A 19,599-nucleotide genomic window follows, 5' to 3' on the forward strand; every position below is an offset into this window, starting at 1 on the left:
TGAGCTCACTGATCGGGAATGACGAGCCGTAGAACGATCTCGCCGTCGTCGACCTCCCCGGTCGGCTCGAACCCGAACTTCTGGTAGAAGGGCCACGGTTCGCCCTCGCCGGGGTCGTAGCTGGTCAACAGCTCGGTGGCGCCGTCCACGCGAACCAGGGCGACGATCTGGTTGAGCGTCTCCCGGCCGATCCCTCGCCTTTGGTGCCGCTTGTCGACGAGGAGGCGCCAGATGAAGTGTCGCCCTTTGTAGGGACCACCGGGCGGTTTCCACGACAGCATCACGAAGCCGACGGGCTCGTCGTCGACGTACACGGCGCGGTACCAGGGATTGGCCTCTGGTTTCCTTCTCGCCTCCTTGAGCGACTTGGAGACGGATGCGACGAACTGCTTCTGGTTCCGTCGCACGCGGAGGGCGCGTACGGCATCCCGGTTCTCGTCGGTGATCTCCCGCAGGTGCACGCCTGAGGACCTCATGCCACACCCCTTCCTGTATCCGGCGGCTGCGCCATCCGGGCCGAGGTGAAGAGCCGACGTCGTACGCAGTCCGTCATGTGCGGGCACTATCACGGAGTCAGGTTGGACTTCTTCGCAGAGTATTCGACACAGCTGACCCGGAGCGGACTGGCACGCCGGGCTGTGCCCGCGCCGACGGCAGTTGCTTTGACCTGGGTAGACGCTCCAAGACCCGGTCCACGAATACTCCACAGACCCTGTCCAGGGCTGCCCAGCGCTGCATACGGCTCCGTGCGTCCAGCGCGCCTTAGCAGGTCAACGTGTTATAGATGGCCTATCCACCGCGATTGGTCCACTAATGGGCCGTGAGCGATCGACGGGCGCACTGGTGTTGCTCGGCCGGCGCAGGCATGGCTCTACCGACCTTCTCGATGATGCAGTACCTGCGGTGGAAACCTTTTGGTGTTATGGACTCCAGGGGCGACCGTCACTGAGTGCATTGATGGCTATGGCCACCTCTACCGCTCGTGCGCGGATGAATTCAGGATAGTCGTTCTGCCTTAGCGGCTCTTCCGGGATGGCGTGTGACTTCAACCTGAAGACAGTCTCATCGTCTCCGAGACTGTTGGCCTCGGCGCGGTCCCGCATGTAGACGAGAGGCTCTTTATTCTGGATCGTCCTGTTCGTTTTCCAGGTAATCAAGGCGCAATTCAGTGCGAGATTTGCTGGCATTTGCGACTGAATGTTTCTAAGGTATCCATCGGGGAAGATGTGGTGGTATTCTCTCTGGTTCGCATTGAGAACCGTTATGGGGCCACCGTCAGCGAGGTCGGTGGCGCCACCTTGTAGGCTGACTAGAAGGATCGCTCTCGCAAGGCGATCCTTCTTCTTCGGCCATCCGGCTTCGCGTAGATCGTCCTCGGATGGCAACGCGTAGCTGAAGATCGGAGGCTTAGTTTCGGTGGCGCTGTCTCGGATCGCTTTAGTCAGCTCACGGACATCTTGAATTACCGCCGTATGTGCGCTGCTTTCGTATCGTTCGGTGAAGAACGCGCGCCACATAAACTTTCGCAGCAGGGTACGGGTTGCTCCTAGGCGATCAGGGCTCAGAGTTGCCCCGTACGACCACAGTGCGATGAGTGCTGGAAGGGCTGTGAAGATCGGTAGCCTGGAGCCGTCCACCACCTTCTCAGCTTCGAGGAATTCGACAGCCTTTTCTGCGCCTGCGACCAGTTGTGGCCACGTTCGTACCACCTGCTCCCAATCCAGATTCAGAATGCTCGGCCGGTCAGGAGTTTTATCCTGCATCAGCGCTGCAGTCCGCAGGACGATATCCTGGACGTCTCCGTAGCGAGCGAGACCTGGCACTCGCCCATTCAAGTTTTCTAGGAGGTCATGTAGAGATTCACCAACAGCCTGCTCGATATCTGCTGTGATGATATCGAAGATCGAGAGCGGGGTGGATCCCGTGTTGATCCTCGTGAAGACTTCGAGGACCTGCGCTGGGCTAGTGCTCTTGGGGAGCGACAAGAACGGGATATTGAACGAAGAGAATCTCGCTCTCCATTCGTTCACTTGCATAAGGTGAGTGAAAACACTCTCTTGGTCGCCCTCGCACGCCTCCTTGATCCATTGCAGCGCCGCATTGTTCGCCTCTTCGCCGGGCAGGAGCAGTCTGACTGGAATGTACCCGCGGGCGAGTAGCCTCGCCGGTTCGTCCAGCCATAGGGGGTATCTCTTGGTGCCTTTGGCGCTGACCTTGACGGAATGAACTGCTATTCCTTCGTAGTCGGTCTTTTCATTAAAGCTTACGAAGAACTCCCGTTCGGGGTACCCTCCCTGAAGGCTTTTCCAGAGAGCTGTCACGCGCTGCTGACCGTCAAGGAGTAGCTCGCTCACTCGCCCACCAGCCGGAGCGCTGTTGATCGGGCGAGGGTGAAAGGGGGGATTTCCCTCCACCTCCAGGACGAACATTGCCCCAATCGGCAGATCGTTGAGGACGCTCTCAAGAAGGCTCTGAACCTGAGAGTAGCTCCACGCTTCGAAGCGCTGGAACCGCGGGAGTTGCACGTGTCCCGCCCGTACAGCCGCAAGCCACTCGCTAAGGCTGCGATTTCTCGCCTCCATGACCCCTCCCAGTGTGCGGTTTGCGCGAGGCACTCGCTAGGTGTAGCGCTCGGCATAGATCACGCTACCGTCCGCCGTGTGGCCGTGGGCACAAGTAGAGGTCGGTGAAGCGGTTTTGGCGGGAGCTGCCATGAGGCGAGAGGTCGACGCCCGTACGCTGGCCGCGAATCCGAACGCCTCGCGCCCCAACTCATCTTGCTCGGCAGCGCCCTTGAGCGCGAACTCTCGCTGTGATCGCTCCTCCGCGCATGGTTGAAGGCTACGGCTGGGGACTGGCAGTGGTTGCGATGATCTCGGTCCGAGCTGTACGCATCTCAGCGCGATCACGATGCCCGCCAGATCACTGCCTAGTGCCGTGACCGAGAAGGTTTGCCGGGTTGCCCGCTGGTTGGAAGCGATGACGCTTCCAACCAGCAGGGGAGGCGGGATAGCACTACCGCTCAGAGTTCGCAGGCTGACCGAACATGAGGGACAGAGCTCCAGCACATCGTGCGGTCGGGCAGTACCAGCTTGGTGTGGTTCAGGCGGGCGGTGATCCTGCAGGCCTCGGTCGGCGGCAACCCGGTTCCGGTCACCGCGCGCCTGGTCCAGGCGGACGAAGACACCGTCCGCGACGTCATCCACCGCTTCAACGAGATCGGGCTTGCATGCCTCAACCTCGGTGGGCGGGAGGCCGTCCCCGCATGCTGAGTCGCGACGACGAGGCTTCGTCATCGAGGCGGCCACCACCCGCCCGACCAAGCTGGGCAAGCTCTTCACCCGCTGGTTGATCCGCAAACTCGCCGATCGCCTGAGCCGGAACATCGTCAGGCCCGTTCGGATCGGCCGCGAGGCCGTGCGGTGCTTACTGGCCCGCCGCGGGATCTCCTTCAGTGCTCGAAGACCTGGAAGGAGTCCCCGAACCCGACTTCGACGTCAAACCGGAACGGATCGATCGAGAGCACGGCGACCGCAGGCTGAAGAACCGGTCCGTCGAGGAGGTCCGCCGGGTGCAGATTCTGCCGCAGCTGGTTGCCGTGCTGCGGAACCACGTCGGCACCTTCGAGGCTGCCGAGGACAGGCGGCTCTCCTTCACGAGGGCGGGGGAGTGGTGTCGTCGGCCACCTACTACAGGGCCTGGCTGGAGGCGCAGCTTCTCGCCCTGCCACCGGCCGCGGTCGCCTCGCCGCTCGCCCGGCGCCCGTACGTCCTACGGCACTCTGCGCACTCCACGTGGCTCAACGCCGGGTGGACGCGACCGAGGTGGCCGAGCGTGCGGGGCAACAGTGTTGAGGTCCTGCTCAGCCGGCACGCGAAGTGCCGCGACGGCAGGCAGGAAGTTGCAGATCGGAGGATCGACGAACTACTGCGAGAGTACGAGTGATCCGTGTTGCGCAGCGGGGTCTACCAGAGCCAGCGGCTGAGGAACTCCGCCCAGATGAAGCCGCGGTAGCCCTCGAAGGCGGCTGAGTCGAATTCCTCCAGTTCGGCAGCTAGCTTGTTGAGTTCAGCCAGGACGGCTTCCTCCTCGTGGCAATCCGGATTAAGGAGGAGATCACAGGTGTCGACGCGCAGGCCGTAGTGGTGCAGGCATTGCACCCACAAGGTGATCGAGGAGTTGGCGAACCAGACATCGCCGTCAGGCATGACGTAATAGACGACGCCGGTACCCGGCTCTGCACCGAAGGACCACGTCATGGTCCCTGAGGGGAAGGGGCTCCGCTTCTCGGCCAGCAAATAGAGCAGCTTGCCGTCGCCGGTTCGTAGAGTCGGCTCCGCTTCGGGCTGGAAGCAGACGTGAGAGATCAAACCGTGGTCGACGATCGGCACGCCGACGCTGACGAGGACGGTCTTGTCCTGCTCCGGTAGGTGCCAGCGTGAGACGGTCCTGACTTCTGCCCGCTCGACGTTCCTCTCACCGGCCCAGTCGACGAGGTCCTCATGAAGCAGATCCTCGTAGAACAGTGACACGAAGCCCCCAACCATCCATTGAGAGGCGGCACCCTACCGCCTGAACCCGTCCGAGGGTCTTCGTCGTTCCCGGCACTGACCTGCGCCGATGCCGCAAGATCCTTCCACGAATAGTCCACGGACCCCGACGTACGGCCGCTCCGGGCTGCACCCGCATGCACAAACGCGAAGACCCCGTCCTCAGCGATAGCGCTGATGGCGGGGTCTTTGGGCACCTCGTACAGGGTGCCCCCGGCAGGATTCGAACCTGCGCACACGGCTCCGGAGGCCCCGTGTGTCTCACGCGTTTCAGCAGGTCAGGAACCCAGGGGCAGCCTGTACTGCCTCACCCGTCCACGCATAGGCCGCGGCGTGTGAGGTGGGGCTGTAGCACTACGGGAGGACGGTGGCGTCCGTGGCGCTGTAGCCCTTTCCCTCCGGCCAGATCACGATGCATCCCTGGCTTTCGGCGAGGTCCAGGAGGTCCTGGCGCGGCTTGGAGGGCAGCAGGATGGCACGGGTCGTGTGGTTCACGAACCTGCTGTAGTCCGCGAGCTGGCCGATGGCCATTCGGATGTTTTCGCGGGTCACGCTCCCCTTGGCCTCCACGAGCAGGCCGAGCTGCTTGCAGTAGACGTCGGTGAACAGAGGGCGGGTCTCGCCGGGAGGGAGCAAGCGGTGCCGGCAGGTCTCGTGGCCCGTTCCGGTGAGGTAACCGGCGAACGCGGTGACGAGCCGGCCTTCCCTACGCTCGGCCTCGTAGGCTTCGCGGTTCGGGTTGACGAACGTCTTCTCGGTCTCGTTCCGCTCGATGGGCAGCTCATCAATGGGGTTGGGATGGCTTTCGAGGAGCCGGCCGAGCTTGGTGGCGGGGTTCCTCGGTGCGGTGTCGACTGGTTGGAGTCGGAAGACGATGACCTTGCGGAGCGGGCCATCGTTGGTCTCGGGCGCATCCGCCTCGTACCAGGGGTTCTCCTGGTCGACGACGAACTCGCCGCGGTAGGTGATGGTGCCGCGGGCTCCCTGGAATACGCGCAGGGCGCGCCCTTCGGCCTGGTGGTTGAGGATGCTGGCGTTGCCGGAGACCATCCGCTGGTCTCCGTACTGGCCTTCACCGCTGTAGTGGAAGCGGCCGTCGGGCATCCAGTCGTCGTAGTAGCCGTGCTTCTCTCCGGCCACGGGGTCGGTGAAGACGAACACGTTGGGGGTCTTCGCCGAAGGCCCGATGCCGCCCTGAGTCCGGCCCCCGAAGACGCTGTGCAGTTGCTTGCGCTCGATCGTGTCGCCGGGCTGGAGCGTCCACTCTGCGGCAGGCGTAGCCATCTCGATCACGAGCCCTCCTTCGGCACGTTGAAGCACCCCGGGTGGGGGTGGTGAAGAGAATGTCACATCAAAATCAGATGCCGAAATCCTTTATCCAAATCGGACATTGACGGTTTGTCGGGTCATGCAGAGAGCCTCCCGCGGGAGGCATGCGCACGTCGCGCCCCCTGTGCGCCCTTGCGCAACGCCGTTGCTCGCCTCACGGTTTGGGAAGTCGCTGCTCGGCGCGCCGGCGCTACCTGGGGGAAGGGTGTTAAAGCGTGGGTCCGTTGACACCATGGGCATTCAAGACGTTCGGTGACTTGGCTGGACCGTTGTCTGAGATCATTCCCGCCTGTTTAGTGCGGGCTCATGATCGAGCACGCAACGGCCACCAGGGTGTCCACACGCAGACACTTGAGGCCTACGGGCACGGGCTTCACGCAGTGCAGTACGAGGAGCTAGCGGCCGGCCTGGCGTCCCTGCCTGGGGCAACCGGAGTACGGCTGCAAGCGCGAACCGTGATGATCGTGTCCGGCCAAGTGATCTACCCCATTTGCTATGCGAAGCAAGATGCGCCGGTCGCCTCAGCGCGTCTCAAAAAGAACGTCGGCCTCCGAGCTGAGCTCATCAGGCGTCACGGCCCCGAGCCGCGTCAGCAAGAGCTAGACCTTGGGCTCGAACTTGACGAACCGGAGCCTCACCGGGCGCTCGCCCAGCTGCCGCCGGATGCCAACCTCGTGATCGTCGCGTACGCCTGCTCCATGGACCGCGGTGTCATGAGAGTCGAGTGGGGATCTGCCGAACTCCGTCACGAGGACCGCTACCTGGTTTGGCACCATCACGAACCGCTGCTGAGTCCGTAGCAACCTCAAAGCCCTGAGCTTGGGAATCACCGTGCTTCTGGGCTTAGTTGGTGCCCTGACCAGCAGCAACGGGTGCCAGGGGGAATCCTGGGGTTCGTCCTGGCACCCGCTGTTGTCCGTGGCTTACCGACCTGTCGGGCACGGATCGGGCACGATGCTGAGCACCGCTTTGGGAGTTCCACCCCACGGCCGCCTCACTCGCTCACACCATTGGTGACAGCGCTGCTGAGGGTCGTTCGGTGCCGCTGCTGTCCGCGGTCGTTGATGTCACCTGCGGATGTCAGACCGACTCCCGATTCGCGTCTTCAAAGACGCCCTGCATCGCCTTGACGGCGCTTACACCGACGAAGACCAGGCCCCCCCACTCCAGGTTCTTCAGCGCGGAACGGGCCCATTTATGGGTTTCCTGTGTGCCCTGGGACTCCCCCGGCTCTTTGGTGGAGGAAAGGCAAGGCCTGAGTCCCAGTTCACCGGTGGCCCGGAGCATCATTCCCCTGGGAGATTGTCGATGTCAAGGAAGAGCTTCCCGGAAATCAACGAGTGCAGCGATCTGCCAGAGATTGCGTGAACGCTTGATCCGCGACGTTGCGGAATCATGAAGAAGTTCTCAAAGGCACTGCCGTCCGCCACAGCACCCTCCACGATGAACGGTCTATATGCGGCCGCCTGTGGCGGCACGTGGACGTAAATAATCTCCCCCTTCGCCATGGCCACCCGGACGATATCGAGGCCCGTAATCGGCGGAAAGACACGCTGATCAATAGCTTTGCGATACCGCTCTTCAATTTTCGGCAGCACGGATAGGGGGGTCAGCCTTTCCACTCGATCGCCGAAGCCCTTGTCTTTTGTGCGTGCACCCATAACCAGAAGCCCACCTTCAGGGCTGTTGGCAAATTGCGCAACGTCCTTCGCCAACTCAATACGGTCCGCATGTTTGTTTAGATCGTAAGGCTGCGATTTCACTTCAAGCCACTGGTTCTCGTACAAGCCAACCAGAAGCTCGGGAACCGCACCCTTAAGAGCGCGCAAGGCCGTGCTGAGGTCGATGACTCGCCGAGGGTCCTCCAGGTCGGCCAATCGGGCCAATCCGTCGAAACATTCGAAAGCATCTTGGAAGGTGAATTCGGCATCCACTATCCGCATCCTGCCGACCCAAAAATCCCCGTCCGAATAGGAGGTAGAGTAGGTGAAGCTTGCCTCGCCTATGCAAAGCCTTGAAGCAATCGACTTGGCCATTGAAACGGCAACCGGCGACGGCTCTCCATGGAAGCATCTGACTTCCACTTTTAGGTCAATCAGATTGGGGCCGAGGGCATCGAAGATGAGTGCGGCCCAACGATATTCTCGCTCACCGAACAGGATAACGTAGGCCGGATGCCCATTATTGGGTGAACATGATTCATAGACAGCACCAAGAAAGTCCCCAACTTTTAACTCAGCGACATTCCCTGCCTCAGCCTCCACTTCGCTATCCGCCCGGACGGTCATCGGGTCAATGTCCATTCCGTCGACCGTGATCGATCTCCGGTCATCCGAAAATTTGAGGGGCAGTGCCATGCCGCCATCATTTCAGAGAGGTCCGCGGTCTTCCATCGGGTTGCCTCCAAGGTCGGCGGAGCGGGTTTGGCCGGTGTCCTGCCCGAGTTGGGGCGAGCATGATCAGGGGGCCGTACGCTTGCCAGCAACTCGGGCAGGCTTGTCCCCTGCCCGCAATGTGTCCGAGTGGCCCCCTGGTCTTGCTCGACGCGGGACCCGAATCGGGGAGGTGGCTAAAGCCGTGGAGCCGACCGGCCCCCCGCGGGCCTTCCTGTACCTCGTCATGGTGCTCGCTCTAGCCGCGCGACCGGCGTAGCCGGGGACGGAGCGGGGCGGAGACAGGAGCGTCGTCCCCGGCGGTGACGCCGGGGAGCGCGCGCGGCGAGCGGAGCGAGCCGCCTTGATGAAGTAGAGAAACTCTTACCGCGGGTGCGGTCTTGTGGCTCTGTCTAGCTCCTGCTGCTATGGCGGAACTGTGTTCTAAGCTTCGAGGGGGGCTCGTGGCTGAGCTGAAAGTCGTTCGTTGGAAGCGATTCGGGCATGATCGCTTATACGTGAACTTGCCCGATGGCACTGCCGTTGGCTGGGCTGACTGCAAGACAGGTGCCATCACGATCTTGGTCGTTGGCTATCGTGCGGAAGTCTTAGCAATGTTGAAGGGGCGCTTACCGGACGTTGACCATGCCCGGTCACCCGAGCCGGTGCAGAGTCCTGAACCGGTGCGTCTCCCCCCGTTGACTCCGGCAGATGATCTCGCTGCGACCTCGCCTGGGGCGAACCTGCAACCCCGGCTTGCTGAGTCAGACCCCGGCTTGCTGAAGCGGACGCTCGCTTGGCTGCTACGGCGACCGGTGGACGGCGACTCGTGGCGCAAGGGCATCGCGGGTGAGCGGCGCGTGGGCTCCGAGCTCAGCCGACTCGAGCGGCAGGGTTGGCGCGTTCTGCACTCCATACCGTTGCCGCATGATGTCGATGTTGATCACCTGCTGATCGGGACTGGTGGGGTGTTCAGCATCAACACCAAGCACTACCCCGAGAAGTCGGTGTGGGTCGGGGACGATGTGGTCAAGGTGAACCGTGGCCGACCTGTCCCTCACGTACGCAAGAGCCGGTCAGAGGCCGCACGTGTGCAGCGTGTGCTCGAGCGGTGCTGCGACTTTCCCGTGCCAGTAGAGCCGGTGCTCGTCTTCGTTGGTGTAACCGATCTGAAGGTCGTGGCCACCCAACTCAAGGTACGCGTCTACCGTGAGCGCGAGGTATCCGCCTTGGCACCGCTCTCCGGGGTGTTCACTGCTGATCAGGTGGAGGAGATCTACAGGATTGCCCGTCACCGGCAAGCCTGGGTGGCGGCCTGAACGGCGACCGCCACACAAGCGTGCAGCGGAAAGAGCCGTCTCTATCCCAGTCACGCGGCTTCGTTGCCTGGCTTCTGCCCGTGTTCGAGGTAGACGGGCACGGCCTCGTCGCGGGCTTCTGCCGCGGCCAAGATGCGGCGGGCCAGTCGGGGAATGGTGCGATCTGGGATCTCGTCCGGAGCAAGAAACGCGTAGCTTCGAAGCTCATCGGGCTGGAGAGTGACGCCAGCCAGCTGCTCTGAGGTGAGCCGGCCGCCGTCGAAGAGGTACAGGACCTTGTCGCCCTCCGCCTCGCTCGGCGCCCAGTCGACGGCCAGCAGGCGCCCGAGTGGCGGGGTGATCCCTAGCTCTTCCTGAACCTCGCGGATGGCAGCGCGCAGTGGCGACTCGCCGGTTTCGACGTACCCGCCGGGGATCTCCCAGTAGTCCTTGTAGGTCGGCTCCACCATGAGGATCCGTCCAGTGTCATCGAAAAAGAGCGCACCCGCGGCCATGCGCGGATGCGCCATCTTTGCTTCATGTGCATTCGCTGCCATGCAGCCGAGGGTACCCAGCTCAGACCACATGCAGCCGGTCGGCTAGGCCTGTCAGAGTGGGACTCGGTCGTCCGCGCTGGTTCCGGACCCAGGTAAGCACGAGCTCGCGCGCGAGGTAGTGGCTCCGTACCTGCTCGGGCGCCCAGCTCTCCGCTTCAAGGATCTTGGCTAGGGCATCGTCGATCCGGTTGTGCGCGCTGAGCGCCCGAGCAACTTCGAGGTTGTGGCGTGTGCGCCGTTCTGTCGGCAACGCAGCCGTGTCGATCTGCGGGCCGAGGTCTGCGGCTACCTGCATGTCGCCCAGCTCGGCCGCAGTGGCGACGCGGTGAATCGCGACGTTCGTCGGTCCGAAGGCGGTCCAGACGTGGTTGGCATCGTGCCCGAGCCGTCGCGCCGCCTGATCGGCTTCTCCGAGAAACATCCGAGTTGTGGCACGGTCCTCCGCGCGGGCCGCCGCCATGGATCCTGCCAGGAACAGGGTCCCGTAGATCGACAGGAACTCGGGGGTGGGCTCGGCGAGTCCCGGTCGGAGGTACTCCCCAGCGTCGCCTACAAGCTGCACGGCAGCGTCGAACCTTCCGTTCGACAGGAGACAGTGCGCCACGGACCGGAACAGAGAGCCGGTTACGACGTTGTCATCGGACTGCTGAGCTGCCGTCAGGCCTCGGTCGGCCGCGATCCACGCAAGGTCAGTTTCGCCCAGCTTGGTCAGCACCATGGCGGCACCTTGGTAGGTCATCGCCATCAGTCCGTGTGCCTGCTCGCGCTCGAGGCCAGCGTAGGCCTGGGTCGAGATGAAGACGTCCGCGAGCAGGAGGGGCAGACGCCTGGTGGCGAACCCGTACCGGGAGTCTTGGTAGGCGTCCCAGACTTCGGCGACGTTACTGCGCAGCTCGTTGAGAGACGTCGGTTCGCCTTCGGTAGTGACTTGTAACAGGGGAGTGAGCTGGCGGTAGTTCATCAGGGCTGTACGAAGTGCTGGCACGGTTTGAGTACCGCTGTCGGCACTCCAGTCCATGAGCGTCGGCTCGGCGAGCAGGTCGCCAAGGGTGACGTCCAGGGCGTCGGCGAGCGACTTGATGACTGAGAGCCTGTCCAGCTCCAACCGGTTGTTCTCGGCCTTGCTCAGCCAGTCGACGGTGCGGCCGACGAGTCCGGCCAGCACTTCCTGGGACATCCCGCGCCTCCGGCGGTACCACGCGACTCGTTCGCCGATCGTCAGGTTCGTCGTCATTCCTCGCATGGGGAGAGCGTCCACCCGTCTCTCTATGCGACCCCGGAGAGATTTTCCGGGGTGCTGCGCCGGTCTGGTCCTAGCGTTGCTGACAACCCGAAGGGCTGTCAGATCGAACTACAACGAAGGGGCCACGATGGCGCTGACCCCGGCCGAAGTGGTGGGACTGATCCGTGATGTCAGGGCACTTGGAGAGGAGGTGGCCGATCTTGCGAGGCGCGCTGACGCAATGGTCAACCGTCTTGCGGATGCTTCCGAACCAACTGCTCAAGCTGGTCCATCCGATCCGCGAGGCGGCGCACGTCCTGGCGGACCTCCGCCAGGTACGCGGTGATCTGCTCGAACTCCGAGCTGTGCTTGGGCGGGCGGTCCTCGCTGGGGAGGGTTGCAAAGCTGCCCTTGCCCTGGTGGGAGTACGCGTAGCCATCCTCCCGGAGGCGAGAGATCGCCTGCCTGGCGACAGTTCGGGATACGCCGTGCTCAGCCATCAGCTCTGTCTCGGACGGCAGCTTGTCGTCCGGGGATAGCTCCCCGTCTCGGATCCGCCGCTTGAAGTCGTCGGCGATCTCCAAGTACCTCGCACGCCCGGTGAAGTCGGCCATAGCCCCTCTCAGTGGTTGTCGCACTAAGTGGAGCACACAGAACAGACAAGAGTCGAGAATCACTTGACATACTAAGTGCGTTAGGTGCAGTCTCAATGTCAGTCGACGTACTAAGTGCGTCAAGTTGATCGAAGGAGCGCACCCTATGCGTCAGATTCCTGTCGACACCTCCGCCGCCACGGTGATGGTGGCTCAGCCCCCGCAGCCGAAGGTGAAGGATCGCCGTACCGGTGAGCGGGCGATGGATGCTGAGACCGGTGCCGCGCTGTCGACCGTGGACGTGATGTTCGCGGCGAACGGTGAGGTGGAGATTCTTTCGGTGACCGTGCCTGAGACCGGTATCTCCGGTGATCTGGCCATGGGCACCCCGGTCGCTCTCACGGGGCTGATCGCTCGGCCGTGGGAGAACGAGTTCAACGGACAGCGTCGTCACGGCATCGCGTTCCGCGCGGTCGCCGTCACGTCGCTCGCAGCCGGTGCCGCGAAGCCGAAGGCGGCCTGATCATGTCGTGGCTGATCGCCCTCCTGGTGCTGGTCGTCGTCACCGCGGGTCTTCTGCGGTGGCGGCGCCCCGCCTGGTACTGGCTGACCTTCGGGATCACCTTGGCCACGCTGCGGGTCGTGGTCCACTACAGCTCGGTCATGGAGGCGTGCGGGCTGACCGTCCCTCCGCCGCGCTGGCGGCTGGCCATCGCCCGGATGGCCAACCGGCCTGCCCCTGCCTCGCGGGCCCCGAAGATCCTGCGGCTGCGTCCGACCCGGACCGGTCTCGTCTTACGGCTGGGGCTCCGGCCCGGTCAGGACGCCTTCGACGTGGCGGCCGCGTGTGACCGGCTGCGGCATTCGTTCGCGATGTACGGCGTTACCTCCCGGGAACTGCGCTCGGGTGTCGTCGAGTTGCGGATGACTGGCTACGACGTACTCGCCCGGGTGCAGATGCCTGCCAAGGTCGACACCGCCCCGATGCGCGTCCCCGTCGCCCTGCGCGAGGACGGCTCCGTCCACTACCGCGACTACCGCAGCACCCCGCACGCCCTGACCCTGGGCGCCACGAAGTCCGGCAAGTCCGTCTACCAGCGCAACCTGGTCACCGAACTCGCCGCACAGGACGTGGCCTTGGTCGGTATCGACTGCAAACAGGGTGTGGAGCTGTTCCCGCTGGCCCGCCGCTTCTCCGCGCTGGCCGACAACCCCGACACCGCCGCCGAACTCCTCGACGCACTCGTCACACACATGGAGGGCGTCTACCAGCTGATCCGGGTCGAACAGCGCATCACCGCCGACGTGCCTGATGCTGAGATCGCCGCCGACATCTGGGACCTCCCGGCCCGCCTGCGTCCGACCCCGATCGTCCTGCTCATCGACGAAGTCGCCGAACTCGCCCTGTTCGCCACCAAGGACGAGGAGAAGCGCCGCGACCGGATCATCACCGCTCTCGCCCGGCTCGCCCAGCTCGGCCGCGCTTCCGGCATCTACCTGGAGATCTGCGGACAGCGCTTCGGCTCCGAACTCGGCAAGGGCATCACCATGCTCCGCGCCCAGCTCACCGGCCGCACCGCGCACCGCGTCAACGACGAAACCTCCGCCAACATGGCCTTCGGCGACATCGCACCCGACGCCGTCCTGGCCGCCATCTCCATCCCGACCGAGACCCCCGGCCTCGCCGTCACCGGCGACTCGACCGGCGGCTGGGCCCGCATCCGCACCCCGCACACCTCGATGCGCCAGGCCGTGAACGCCTGCAACCGGCACGCCCACCGCACCCCCGAGCTGCCCGGCCTCGCCGCCTTCCGGCCCGAACTGCCGCCCACGGTCTCGCTCGTCAAGATCCCGGCCCCGACCGAGGCACCCGCCTCCGTCTGATCCACCCGTACCCCGGTCGGCGCGACCGCCCCGCGCCAAGTCCCTACCCCCGTCATGCCTGAAACCGGAAGGAACGCTCATGCCCACTCGCAAGCCCCGGCCGAAGAAGTGCCCGGACTGCAAGGGCGTCGGCGAGATCGCCGAAACCGTCCGTGTCGGCTCCGTCCGCAAGCTCCGCGAGACCGCCGACCGGCAGGCCGCACTCTGCCTGACCTGCTTCGGCTCCGGTACCGCTCCGACCGCCTGACACCCCAAGAGGAGGTGGAGACATGACCCGCTCACTCCGCGTCGACGCCGTCCTGGTGCAAGCCGTGATCGCTGGGGCCCTGTCCTTCGCCCACCTGCACGACCTCGCCGCCGCTGCCGGGCAGACCGGATGGAAGGCATGGGCCTACCCGGTCAGTGTCGACCTGCTCCTGGTCGCAGCCTGGCGTCGGCTCCGCAACGACGGACCCTCCCGGCTCGCCTGGTGCTGGTTCCTGATCGCACTGGTCGCCTCGCTCGGCGCGAACGTCGCCACCGCCGGATTCCTCGACCTCGCCCACCCACCCGCCTGGCTGCGCTTCGGCATCGCAGGATGGCCCGCACTCGCCTTCCTCGGCGGCACACTCCTCGCCCACTCACCCGCCGCGGTCGACCCCGAACCCGGCCCCGAAACGACCGGTCTGCCGGCCGAACCCGTCCCCGCTGCTGAGCCTGCGCCCATCGAGCCATCGGAGCCTGCCCCGGCTCTGCCCGCACCCGAACCGGCTCCCGCCGTCCCGGCCGCGCTAGTCGACCACGCCCGCAAGGTCGCCGACGACCACCACGCCCGCACCGGCACACCGATCGACACCGACACCCTGCGCGCCCGTCTCGGAGTCCCCGCACTTATGGCCGATGCCATCGCCGCCCAACTCGCCTGACCAGAAAGGACGGCCATCATGCCCGCTCGTGACCACTTCCACTCCGTGATGCGGATCGGCCCGGTGCAGATCGGCACCCACCGCGACCGGCACGGCCGCACCAAGCACGCCGCCGTCTGCACCGCCGACCGCTGCGGCTGGTCCGCCGACTACGCCAGCCAGACCGCCGCCCAGCTCGCCGCCCGCACTCACCGCTGCCGCATCACCGACTGAACGGGAGAACACCGCCATGGACGTTCCGCTCTGGCTCGCCCTGATCGTCGTCGGCGCCCTCGGCATCAAGCTCATCCGCCCGCCCTGGTGGCTCATCGCCGTGCTCCTCCTCGGCGGCTTCCTCCTCGCCGACAGCCTCCTGGCCCCCGTCATCGACACCGCCATCGACAAGTAGCCCACCGCAGAAAGGAGAACAACCATGCTCCGCCCGAAGATCCCCACCATGCCGACACCCACCGGCATCGCCACCCCGCCCGCCGTCGAGCCGACCGCGATCGTCCAGCACACCCCCGCCCCAGCGCCCGTCGCCCCGGCGGCCCCGGCCCGGCCCACGGTCCAGCTCACCCCCGGTGCCCTGGTCGCCCTCGTCGGCGGAGGCACCGCCGTCGTCCTGGTCGTCGGCGCGGTCCTGGTCTCGATGCTCCTCGCGGTCGCCCTCACCGCCACCGCGGTCGCCGTGTGCGCGGTCGTGCTCCGCTCGCTGCTCGCCTCCGAGACCAAGCGCCGCTGACCGGCCCCCGGGGCGGTCTCAACCGCCAAGTATCCGCCGCCCCGGAAGCCGTTCCCCTGCCCGAACCAACCGATCCGGAGGAACACCCATCATGGCCCAGCCCACCAGTCCCGCCGTGCGGGTCTGCTCGAACTGCGACGGCTTCCCCACCGTGAGGGTCACCCTCGGCGGACGCGACCGACACGGAAACCTGCGCACCATCACTGTCTGCTGCCCGGCCTGCCACGGCACCGGCACCCGCCCGGTCCGCCGCCCTGCCACGTCCCGCATCGAGGTGGCCGCGTGACCGACACCGCCACCGCGGCGGGCCTGGACCCGGTCATCCTCAGCGACGTGCTGCGGGTGGCCGGGTCCCCCGGCTTCGACCGCTGGAAAGACCAAGTGCACCGCACGGGCGGCTGCTCCGACCCGATCCACCTCACCGGCTGGACCCTCGCCAAAGACCGCACCACCGGCGAGACCCTCCGCCGGTACTCCACCGACACCGAACCCGGCGGACGCTTACGAGTCGCCTGCGGCAACCGCCGCGCCTCCCGCTGCCCCACCTGCGCCTACACCTACGCCGGAGACACCTACCACCTCATCCGCGCCGGACTCGCAGGCGACGAGTCCAAGGACATCCCCGCCACCGTCCGCGACCACCCCCGCGTCTTCGCCACCCTCACCGCACCCTCGTTCGGCCCGGTCCACAACCGCCCCGACCGTGGCCTCTGCCGCTGCGGCACCCGGCACGCCGAGACCGACCCCGCCCTGGGCACCGCCCTCGACCCAGCCACCTACGACTACGCCGGAACGGTGCTGTTCAACAACCACGCCGGACAGCTCTGGCAGCGCTTCACCACCCGGCTCCGCCGCGAGATCGCCGCCCGAGCCGGACTCACCCAGCGCGAACTCAAAGACATGCTGCGCCTCTCCTACGGCAAGGTCGCCGAGTTCCAGAAACGCGGAGCGATCCACTTCCACGCCGTGATCCGCCTCGATGGACCCGACGGCCCCGACACCGCCCCACCCTCGTGGGCCACCGTGCAGCTGCTCACCGACTCCATCCGCGCCGCCGTCGCCCACTCCTACACCTCGATCACCGTCCCAGCCGCCGGAGACCAACCCCACCGGCCCTTCCGCTGGGGCACCCAGCTCGACATCCGACCGGTCAAAGCCTTCGGCGCCGGCTCCGACATCACCGAACAGGCAGTCGCCTCCTACGTCGCCAAGTACGCCACCAAAGCAGCCGAATCCACCGGCAGCCTCGACCGCCGCATCGGGAACCGGGAAGTCCTCCACCTCCTGGACGTGCCCTACCACCCCCGCCGCCTCATCGAGGCATGCCTCGACCTCGCCCCCCTCTACCCGGACCGGAAACTGGGCGCCTGGGCCCACATGCTCGGCTTCCGCGGCCACTTCTCCACCAAATCCCGCCGCTACTCCACCACCCTCGGCGCGCTGCGCCAGATCCGCGCCGACTACCGCGCCGCCCAAGAACACGACGCCCTCGGCGACCCGGACACCGTCCTCGTCCTCGCCTCCTGGCAGTACGCCGGACACGGCCACACCCCCGGCGAATCCGCACTCGCCGCCACCATTGCCCGAGGCATCCAACTCAACCGTGAAACCGCCCGCGAAGCACTGCACGAACGACTCGCTCTGGAAGGGGCTGTGACGTGAAGGATGAGCTGATGACCACGGCCGAGGTCCTTGCCGAGCTGAAGGGAATCTCACGGCGCACCTTCTACCGGTGGCGTGAACTCGGCAAGGCTCCAAAGGCATTTACGCTTCCAAACGGTGAGCTGAGGGTGTGGCGGTCCGACTTTCAGGCTTGGCTGCGATCGCGGGAAGGGGCGGTCGCGTGAAGTCAACGGATGTGAGGGTGTGGTCCATCCGCGTGAAGCCTGGGAAACGTCCCTCTTACGAAGTGCGCTGGAAGGTTGCGGGACAGCCTTTTTCCGAGACTCGAAAGACGAAGGCGCTCGCTGACAGCTTTCGGTCCAAGTTGCTCAGGGCAGCGCGTGATGGTGAGGAATTCGACACGACATCCGGTCTACCGGATTCCATGGTGGAGAGAAAGGCGAGCCTGAGCTGGTACGCCTTCGCTCTGAAGTACCTCGCCATGAAGTGGCCTCACGCCGCTCCGAACACCCGCGACGGGATCAACGAGTCGTTGACCTCCGTGACACTCGCACTCCTGGATGAGCGTCCTGGCCGACCTGCGGATGCCCTCCTGAGGAAAGCCCTGCGTAACTGGGCCTTTGTCCTGCCAGGACCGGATGACCGTGACCTGCCGGATGAGGTCGCCAACGCGTTGCATTGGGTCGGCAAGGCTTCCCGCCCGCTTGCGGATCTAGCCGACCCTGTCGCGGGAAGGGCCGTGCTTGATTCTCTGAAGATCAAATTGGATGGTGCTGCCGCAGCGGCGGAGACGGTTCGTCGGAAGAGGCGGACGCTGGTCAATGCCATCCTCTACGCCGTCGACCTTGGTGAGTTTCAGGAGAATCCGCTGTCGGCCGTGCGGTGGCAGAAGCCGAAGGTTGCCAATGACGTGGATCCGCGGGTGGTGGCAAATCCGGATCAGGCGCGTTCGCTGCTTTGCGCGGTTTCCTACGTCGGCGGCTACCGAAGGGCACGCGGCAGACGCCTGGTCGGGCTTTTCGCATGTATGTACTTCGGAGGCTTCCGCCCGGCCGAAGCCGTGGGCCTGGCGCTGCCAGACCTCACGCTCCCTTCCGCTGGCTGGGGTGAGGCTGTGCTGCACCGGTCCCGGCCCAGCGTCGGCAAGCAGTGGACCGATTCTGGTGAGAGCCACGACGACCGCGGGCTGAAGAATCGGCCTGCCGAGGAGGTTCGCCGGGTGCCGATTCCGCCGCAGCTGGTTGCCGTGCTGCGGGACCACGTGGACACCTTCGGGACCGCCGAGGACGGGCGGCTCTTCTTCAGCGAGGGTGGGGGAGTGGTGTCGTCGTCCACCTACTACAGGGCCTGGCGGGAGGCGCGGCTTCTCGCCCTGCCACCGGCCGCGGTCGCTTCGCCGCTGGCCCAGCGTCCGTACGACCTGAGGCATTCGGCCCTCTCGACGTGGCTCAACGCCGGTGTGGATCCGACTGAGGTCGCCGCACGGGCCGGCAACAGCGTGGAGGTCCTCCTGGGCCGGTACGCGAAGTGCTTGGACGGTCGGCAGGAGGTCGGCAACCGCCGCATCGAGGAGCTGCTGCGCGAGTATGAGTGAGAGCGGAGCCGCTGCGGTCCGAGGCCCCTGGGTGAATCCCGGGGGCCTTCGCATTTCCGGGCTTGACCTGCGAGGTTCTGGCAGGAACCAGGCCGCGAATAGGCCGCAGAGGCTGTCATACGGCTGCACAGCATGGCAGTTGGCTGCACATACGCGAAGACCCCGTTCTCAGCGAAAGCGCTGATGGCGGGGTCTTTGGGCACCTCGTACAGGGTGCCCCCGGCAGGATTCGAACCTGCGCACACGGCTCCGGAGGCCGTTGCTCTATCCCCTGAGCTACGGGGGCGTTCGCCGCTCTCGGCGGCGACGGGTAGAACCCTACCAGCTTGGGAGGGGTGCCCGTGAACAGGTATTTCCAGGCAGTGACCGGGGTGGATCCGGTGGGCGGTGCGTGGGGGTGGCCGGGGGGAATCCGGGGTGGCGGCAGGTACCCCTGGTGGGGGTGGAAGTGGGGAAAAGCCGGACGCCGGAGGGGTGTGCGACCTACTCTCGAGTTGTGTCAGGCGCGTCCGGCCGGGTGCTTGTTGTGGATGACAACAGGGTCATTCGGCAGCTGATCAGGGTCAATCTCGAGCTGGAGGGCTTCGAGGTCGTGACCGCCGCTGATGGTGCCGAGTGCCTGGAGGTCGTGCACCGGGTGCGGCCGGATGTGATCACGCTTGATGTGGTGATGCCGCGGCTCGACGGGCTGCGGACCGCCGCGCGGCTGCGGGCCGATCCGCGGACGCGGCAGGTGCCCGTGGCCATCATCAGTGCCTGCACGCAGTACGAGGCGCAGGATGGTGTCACCGCCGAGGTCGACGCGTTTCTCGCGAAGCCTTTCGAGCCGGGCGAGTTGGTGCGGTTGGTGCGCCGGCTGCGCGGGGAGGGGCCGCCGTCGGTTGACGGCAGGCGCGGGGCCGGGTGGGCGGGGACTGCGCGGGGCTGAGCTGCCCGCATGGCGAAACC

21 protein-coding genes, 2 tRNA genes and 1 pseudogene are annotated in these 19,599 nt (G+C 65.4%); 14 read left to right on the forward strand and 10 right to left on the reverse strand.

Annotated features, from left to right (window positions below):
* Positions 1 to 5: 5 nt before the first annotated feature.
* Positions 6 to 476, reverse strand: a complete 471-nt coding sequence (locus ABZ532_RS03420) for a GNAT family N-acetyltransferase (RefSeq protein ID WP_361279197.1) — start codon at positions 474 to 476, stop codon at positions 6 to 8.
* Positions 477 to 920: 444 nt separating this feature from the next.
* Positions 921 to 2,582, reverse strand: coding sequence for a DUF262 domain-containing protein (locus ABZ532_RS03425; protein WP_361279199.1), 1,662 nt, complete (start codon positions 2,580 to 2,582; stop codon positions 921 to 923).
* 427 nt (positions 2,583 to 3,009) lie between these two features.
* On the opposite strand from ABZ532_RS03425, the pseudogene ABZ532_RS03430 reads away from it, so the two are divergent.
* Positions 3,010 to 3,517 (forward strand): annotated as a pseudogene (locus tag ABZ532_RS03430) (helix-turn-helix domain-containing protein); the annotation flags it as partial.
* 448 nt (positions 3,518 to 3,965) lie between these two features.
* Here ABZ532_RS03430 and ABZ532_RS03435 read toward each other — a convergent pair.
* From ABZ532_RS03435 to ABZ532_RS03450, 4 genes are all read right to left on the reverse strand, one after another.
* The gene (locus ABZ532_RS03435) at positions 3,966 to 4,532 is read right to left on the reverse strand and encodes an SUKH-4 family immunity protein (RefSeq protein ID WP_361279202.1); all 567 of its coding nucleotides are present in this window, start codon (positions 4,530 to 4,532) and stop codon (positions 3,966 to 3,968) included.
* 226 nt (positions 4,533 to 4,758) lie between these two features.
* Positions 4,759 to 4,844, reverse strand: a tRNA-Arg gene (locus tag ABZ532_RS03440).
* A 60-nt stretch (positions 4,845 to 4,904) separates the two neighbouring features.
* Positions 4,905 to 5,834, reverse strand: coding sequence for a restriction endonuclease (locus ABZ532_RS03445; protein ID WP_361279439.1), 930 nt, complete (start codon positions 5,832 to 5,834; stop codon positions 4,905 to 4,907).
* A 1,331-nt stretch (positions 5,835 to 7,165) separates the two neighbouring features.
* On the reverse strand, positions 7,166 to 8,236 hold the full coding sequence (locus tag ABZ532_RS03450) for an ATP-binding protein (RefSeq protein ID WP_361279205.1): 1,071 nt from the start codon (positions 8,234 to 8,236) through the stop codon (positions 7,166 to 7,168).
* A gap of 479 nt (positions 8,237 to 8,715) precedes the next feature.
* Between ABZ532_RS03450 and ABZ532_RS03455 the strand changes: the two genes are divergently transcribed.
* The gene (locus ABZ532_RS03455; RefSeq protein ID WP_361279207.1) at positions 8,716 to 9,570 is read left to right on the forward strand and encodes a nuclease-related domain-containing protein; all 855 of its coding nucleotides are present in this window, start codon (positions 8,716 to 8,718) and stop codon (positions 9,568 to 9,570) included.
* Between the two features lie 50 nt (positions 9,571 to 9,620).
* Here ABZ532_RS03455 and ABZ532_RS03460 read toward each other — a convergent pair whose 3' ends face one another.
* The 3 genes from ABZ532_RS03460 to ABZ532_RS03470 all read right to left on the reverse strand — a co-directional run bounded on the left by ABZ532_RS03460 (position 9,621) and on the right by ABZ532_RS03470 (position 11,942).
* Positions 9,621 to 10,106: an NUDIX hydrolase gene (locus tag ABZ532_RS03460; RefSeq protein WP_361279209.1), complete on the reverse strand. Its 486-nt coding sequence runs from the start codon at positions 10,104 to 10,106 to the stop codon at positions 9,621 to 9,623.
* A 19-nt stretch (positions 10,107 to 10,125) separates the two neighbouring features.
* Positions 10,126 to 11,340, reverse strand: a complete 1,215-nt coding sequence (locus ABZ532_RS03465) for a helix-turn-helix transcriptional regulator (RefSeq protein ID WP_361279211.1) — start codon at positions 11,338 to 11,340, stop codon at positions 10,126 to 10,128.
* A 233-nt stretch (positions 11,341 to 11,573) separates the two neighbouring features.
* Positions 11,574 to 11,942 (reverse strand): winged helix-turn-helix domain-containing protein, encoded by a 369-nt coding sequence (locus tag ABZ532_RS03470; RefSeq protein ID WP_361279213.1) that lies wholly within the window; start codon positions 11,940 to 11,942, stop codon positions 11,574 to 11,576.
* A gap of 145 nt (positions 11,943 to 12,087) precedes the next feature.
* Here ABZ532_RS03470 and ABZ532_RS03475 point away from each other — a divergent pair, with 145 nt between their 5' ends.
* From ABZ532_RS03475 to ABZ532_RS03525, 11 genes are all read left to right on the forward strand, one after another.
* The gene (locus ABZ532_RS03475) at positions 12,088 to 12,444 is read left to right on the forward strand and encodes a hypothetical protein (protein ID WP_361279215.1); all 357 of its coding nucleotides are present in this window, start codon (positions 12,088 to 12,090) and stop codon (positions 12,442 to 12,444) included.
* A gap of 2 nt (positions 12,445 to 12,446) precedes the next feature.
* Positions 12,447 to 13,805, forward strand: a complete 1,359-nt coding sequence (locus tag ABZ532_RS03480) for an FtsK/SpoIIIE domain-containing protein (RefSeq protein ID WP_361279217.1) — start codon at positions 12,447 to 12,449, stop codon at positions 13,803 to 13,805.
* Positions 13,806 to 13,884: 79 nt separating this feature from the next.
* Positions 13,885 to 14,052 (forward strand): hypothetical protein, encoded by a 168-nt coding sequence (locus ABZ532_RS03485; protein WP_361279219.1) that lies wholly within the window; start codon positions 13,885 to 13,887, stop codon positions 14,050 to 14,052.
* Positions 14,053 to 14,074: 22 nt separating this feature from the next.
* Positions 14,075 to 14,710: a DUF2637 domain-containing protein gene (locus ABZ532_RS03490; protein ID WP_361279221.1), complete on the forward strand. Its 636-nt coding sequence runs from the start codon at positions 14,075 to 14,077 to the stop codon at positions 14,708 to 14,710.
* 18 nt (positions 14,711 to 14,728) lie between these two features.
* Positions 14,729 to 14,923 carry a mobile element transfer protein gene (locus ABZ532_RS03495; protein ID WP_262006108.1) on the forward strand — a complete coding sequence of 65 codons (195 nt, stop codon included), beginning with the start codon at positions 14,729 to 14,731 and terminating at the stop codon, positions 14,921 to 14,923.
* A gap of 16 nt (positions 14,924 to 14,939) precedes the next feature.
* Positions 14,940 to 15,098, forward strand: a complete 159-nt coding sequence (locus tag ABZ532_RS03500) for a hypothetical protein (RefSeq protein ID WP_361279223.1) — start codon at positions 14,940 to 14,942, stop codon at positions 15,096 to 15,098.
* Positions 15,099 to 15,122: 24 nt separating this feature from the next.
* Entirely contained in the window at positions 15,123 to 15,434 is a 312-nt protein-coding gene (locus ABZ532_RS03505; RefSeq protein WP_361279225.1) for a SpdD-like protein, read from the forward strand.
* A 91-nt stretch (positions 15,435 to 15,525) separates the two neighbouring features.
* Entirely contained in the window at positions 15,526 to 15,720 is a 195-nt protein-coding gene (locus ABZ532_RS03510; RefSeq protein WP_361279227.1) for a hypothetical protein, read from the forward strand.
* A complete protein-coding gene (gene repSA / locus ABZ532_RS03515; RefSeq protein WP_361279229.1) occupies positions 15,717 to 17,096 on the forward strand; it encodes a replication initiator protein RepSA in 1,380 nt (459 codons plus the stop codon). The genes ABZ532_RS03510 and repSA overlap by 4 nt, the downstream gene beginning before the upstream one ends.
* Positions 17,097 to 17,107: 11 nt before the next feature.
* Complete coding sequence (locus ABZ532_RS03520) at positions 17,108 to 17,281, forward strand: helix-turn-helix domain-containing protein (RefSeq protein ID WP_361279440.1); 174 nt, start codon at positions 17,108 to 17,110, stop codon at positions 17,279 to 17,281.
* Positions 17,278 to 18,651, forward strand: coding sequence for a site-specific integrase (locus ABZ532_RS03525; RefSeq protein WP_361279231.1), 1,374 nt, complete (start codon positions 17,278 to 17,280; stop codon positions 18,649 to 18,651). Before ABZ532_RS03520 ends, ABZ532_RS03525 begins: the two co-directional genes overlap by 4 nt.
* A 214-nt stretch (positions 18,652 to 18,865) precedes the next feature.
* Here the strand turns inward: ABZ532_RS03525 and ABZ532_RS03530 are convergent.
* Positions 18,866 to 18,937: transfer RNA gene (locus ABZ532_RS03530), tRNA-Arg, on the reverse strand.
* Positions 18,938 to 19,099: 162 nt separating this feature from the next.
* On the opposite strand from ABZ532_RS03530, the gene ABZ532_RS03535 reads away from it, so the two are divergent.
* Positions 19,100 to 19,579 carry a response regulator gene (locus ABZ532_RS03535; RefSeq protein ID WP_361279441.1) on the forward strand — a complete coding sequence of 160 codons (480 nt, stop codon included), beginning with the start codon at positions 19,100 to 19,102 and terminating at the stop codon, positions 19,577 to 19,579.
* Positions 19,580 to 19,599: the final 20 nt, after the last annotated feature.

The sequence above is a fragment of the Streptomyces sp. NPDC019396 genome (assembly GCF_040632375.1).
Taxonomy (GTDB): domain Bacteria; phylum Actinomycetota; class Actinomycetes; order Streptomycetales; family Streptomycetaceae; genus Streptomyces.

What these genes read in the sequence shown, in the direction of transcription:
- ABZ532_RS03445 (WP_361279439.1), bottom strand. Translation starts at nt 5,834, where the DNA reads ATGGCTACGCCTGCCGCAGAGTGGACGCTCCAGCCCGGCGACACGATC.
- ABZ532_RS03490 (WP_361279221.1), top strand. Translation starts at nt 14,075, where the DNA reads ATGACCCGCTCACTCCGCGTCGACGCCGTCCTGGTGCAAGCCGTGATC.
- ABZ532_RS03510 (WP_361279227.1), top strand. Translation starts at nt 15,526, where the DNA reads ATGGCCCAGCCCACCAGTCCCGCCGTGCGGGTCTGCTCGAACTGCGAC.
- ABZ532_RS03465 (WP_361279211.1), bottom strand. Translation starts at nt 11,340, where the DNA reads ATGACGACGAACCTGACGATCGGCGAACGAGTCGCGTGGTACCGCCGG.
- ABZ532_RS03500 (WP_361279223.1), top strand. Translation starts at nt 14,940, where the DNA reads ATGGACGTTCCGCTCTGGCTCGCCCTGATCGTCGTCGGCGCCCTCGGC.
- ABZ532_RS03520 (WP_361279440.1), top strand. Translation starts at nt 17,108, where the DNA reads ATGACCACGGCCGAGGTCCTTGCCGAGCTGAAGGGAATCTCACGGCGC.
- ABZ532_RS03485 (WP_361279219.1), top strand. Translation starts at nt 13,885, where the DNA reads ATGCCCACTCGCAAGCCCCGGCCGAAGAAGTGCCCGGACTGCAAGGGC.
- ABZ532_RS03460 (WP_361279209.1), bottom strand. Translation starts at nt 10,106, where the DNA reads ATGGCAGCGAATGCACATGAAGCAAAGATGGCGCATCCGCGCATGGCC.
- ABZ532_RS03475 (WP_361279215.1), top strand. Translation starts at nt 12,088, where the DNA reads ATGCGTCAGATTCCTGTCGACACCTCCGCCGCCACGGTGATGGTGGCT.
- ABZ532_RS03450 (WP_361279205.1), bottom strand. Translation starts at nt 8,236, where the DNA reads ATGGCACTGCCCCTCAAATTTTCGGATGACCGGAGATCGATCACGGTC.
- ABZ532_RS03495 (WP_262006108.1), top strand. Translation starts at nt 14,729, where the DNA reads ATGCCCGCTCGTGACCACTTCCACTCCGTGATGCGGATCGGCCCGGTG.
- ABZ532_RS03470 (WP_361279213.1), bottom strand. Translation starts at nt 11,942, where the DNA reads ATGGCCGACTTCACCGGGCGTGCGAGGTACTTGGAGATCGCCGACGAC.
- ABZ532_RS03505 (WP_361279225.1), top strand. Translation starts at nt 15,123, where the DNA reads ATGCTCCGCCCGAAGATCCCCACCATGCCGACACCCACCGGCATCGCC.
- ABZ532_RS03425 (WP_361279199.1), bottom strand. Translation starts at nt 2,582, where the DNA reads ATGGAGGCGAGAAATCGCAGCCTTAGCGAGTGGCTTGCGGCTGTACGG.
- ABZ532_RS03420 (WP_361279197.1), bottom strand. Translation starts at nt 476, where the DNA reads ATGAGGTCCTCAGGCGTGCACCTGCGGGAGATCACCGACGAGAACCGG.
- ABZ532_RS03480 (WP_361279217.1), top strand. Translation starts at nt 12,447, where the DNA reads ATGTCGTGGCTGATCGCCCTCCTGGTGCTGGTCGTCGTCACCGCGGGT.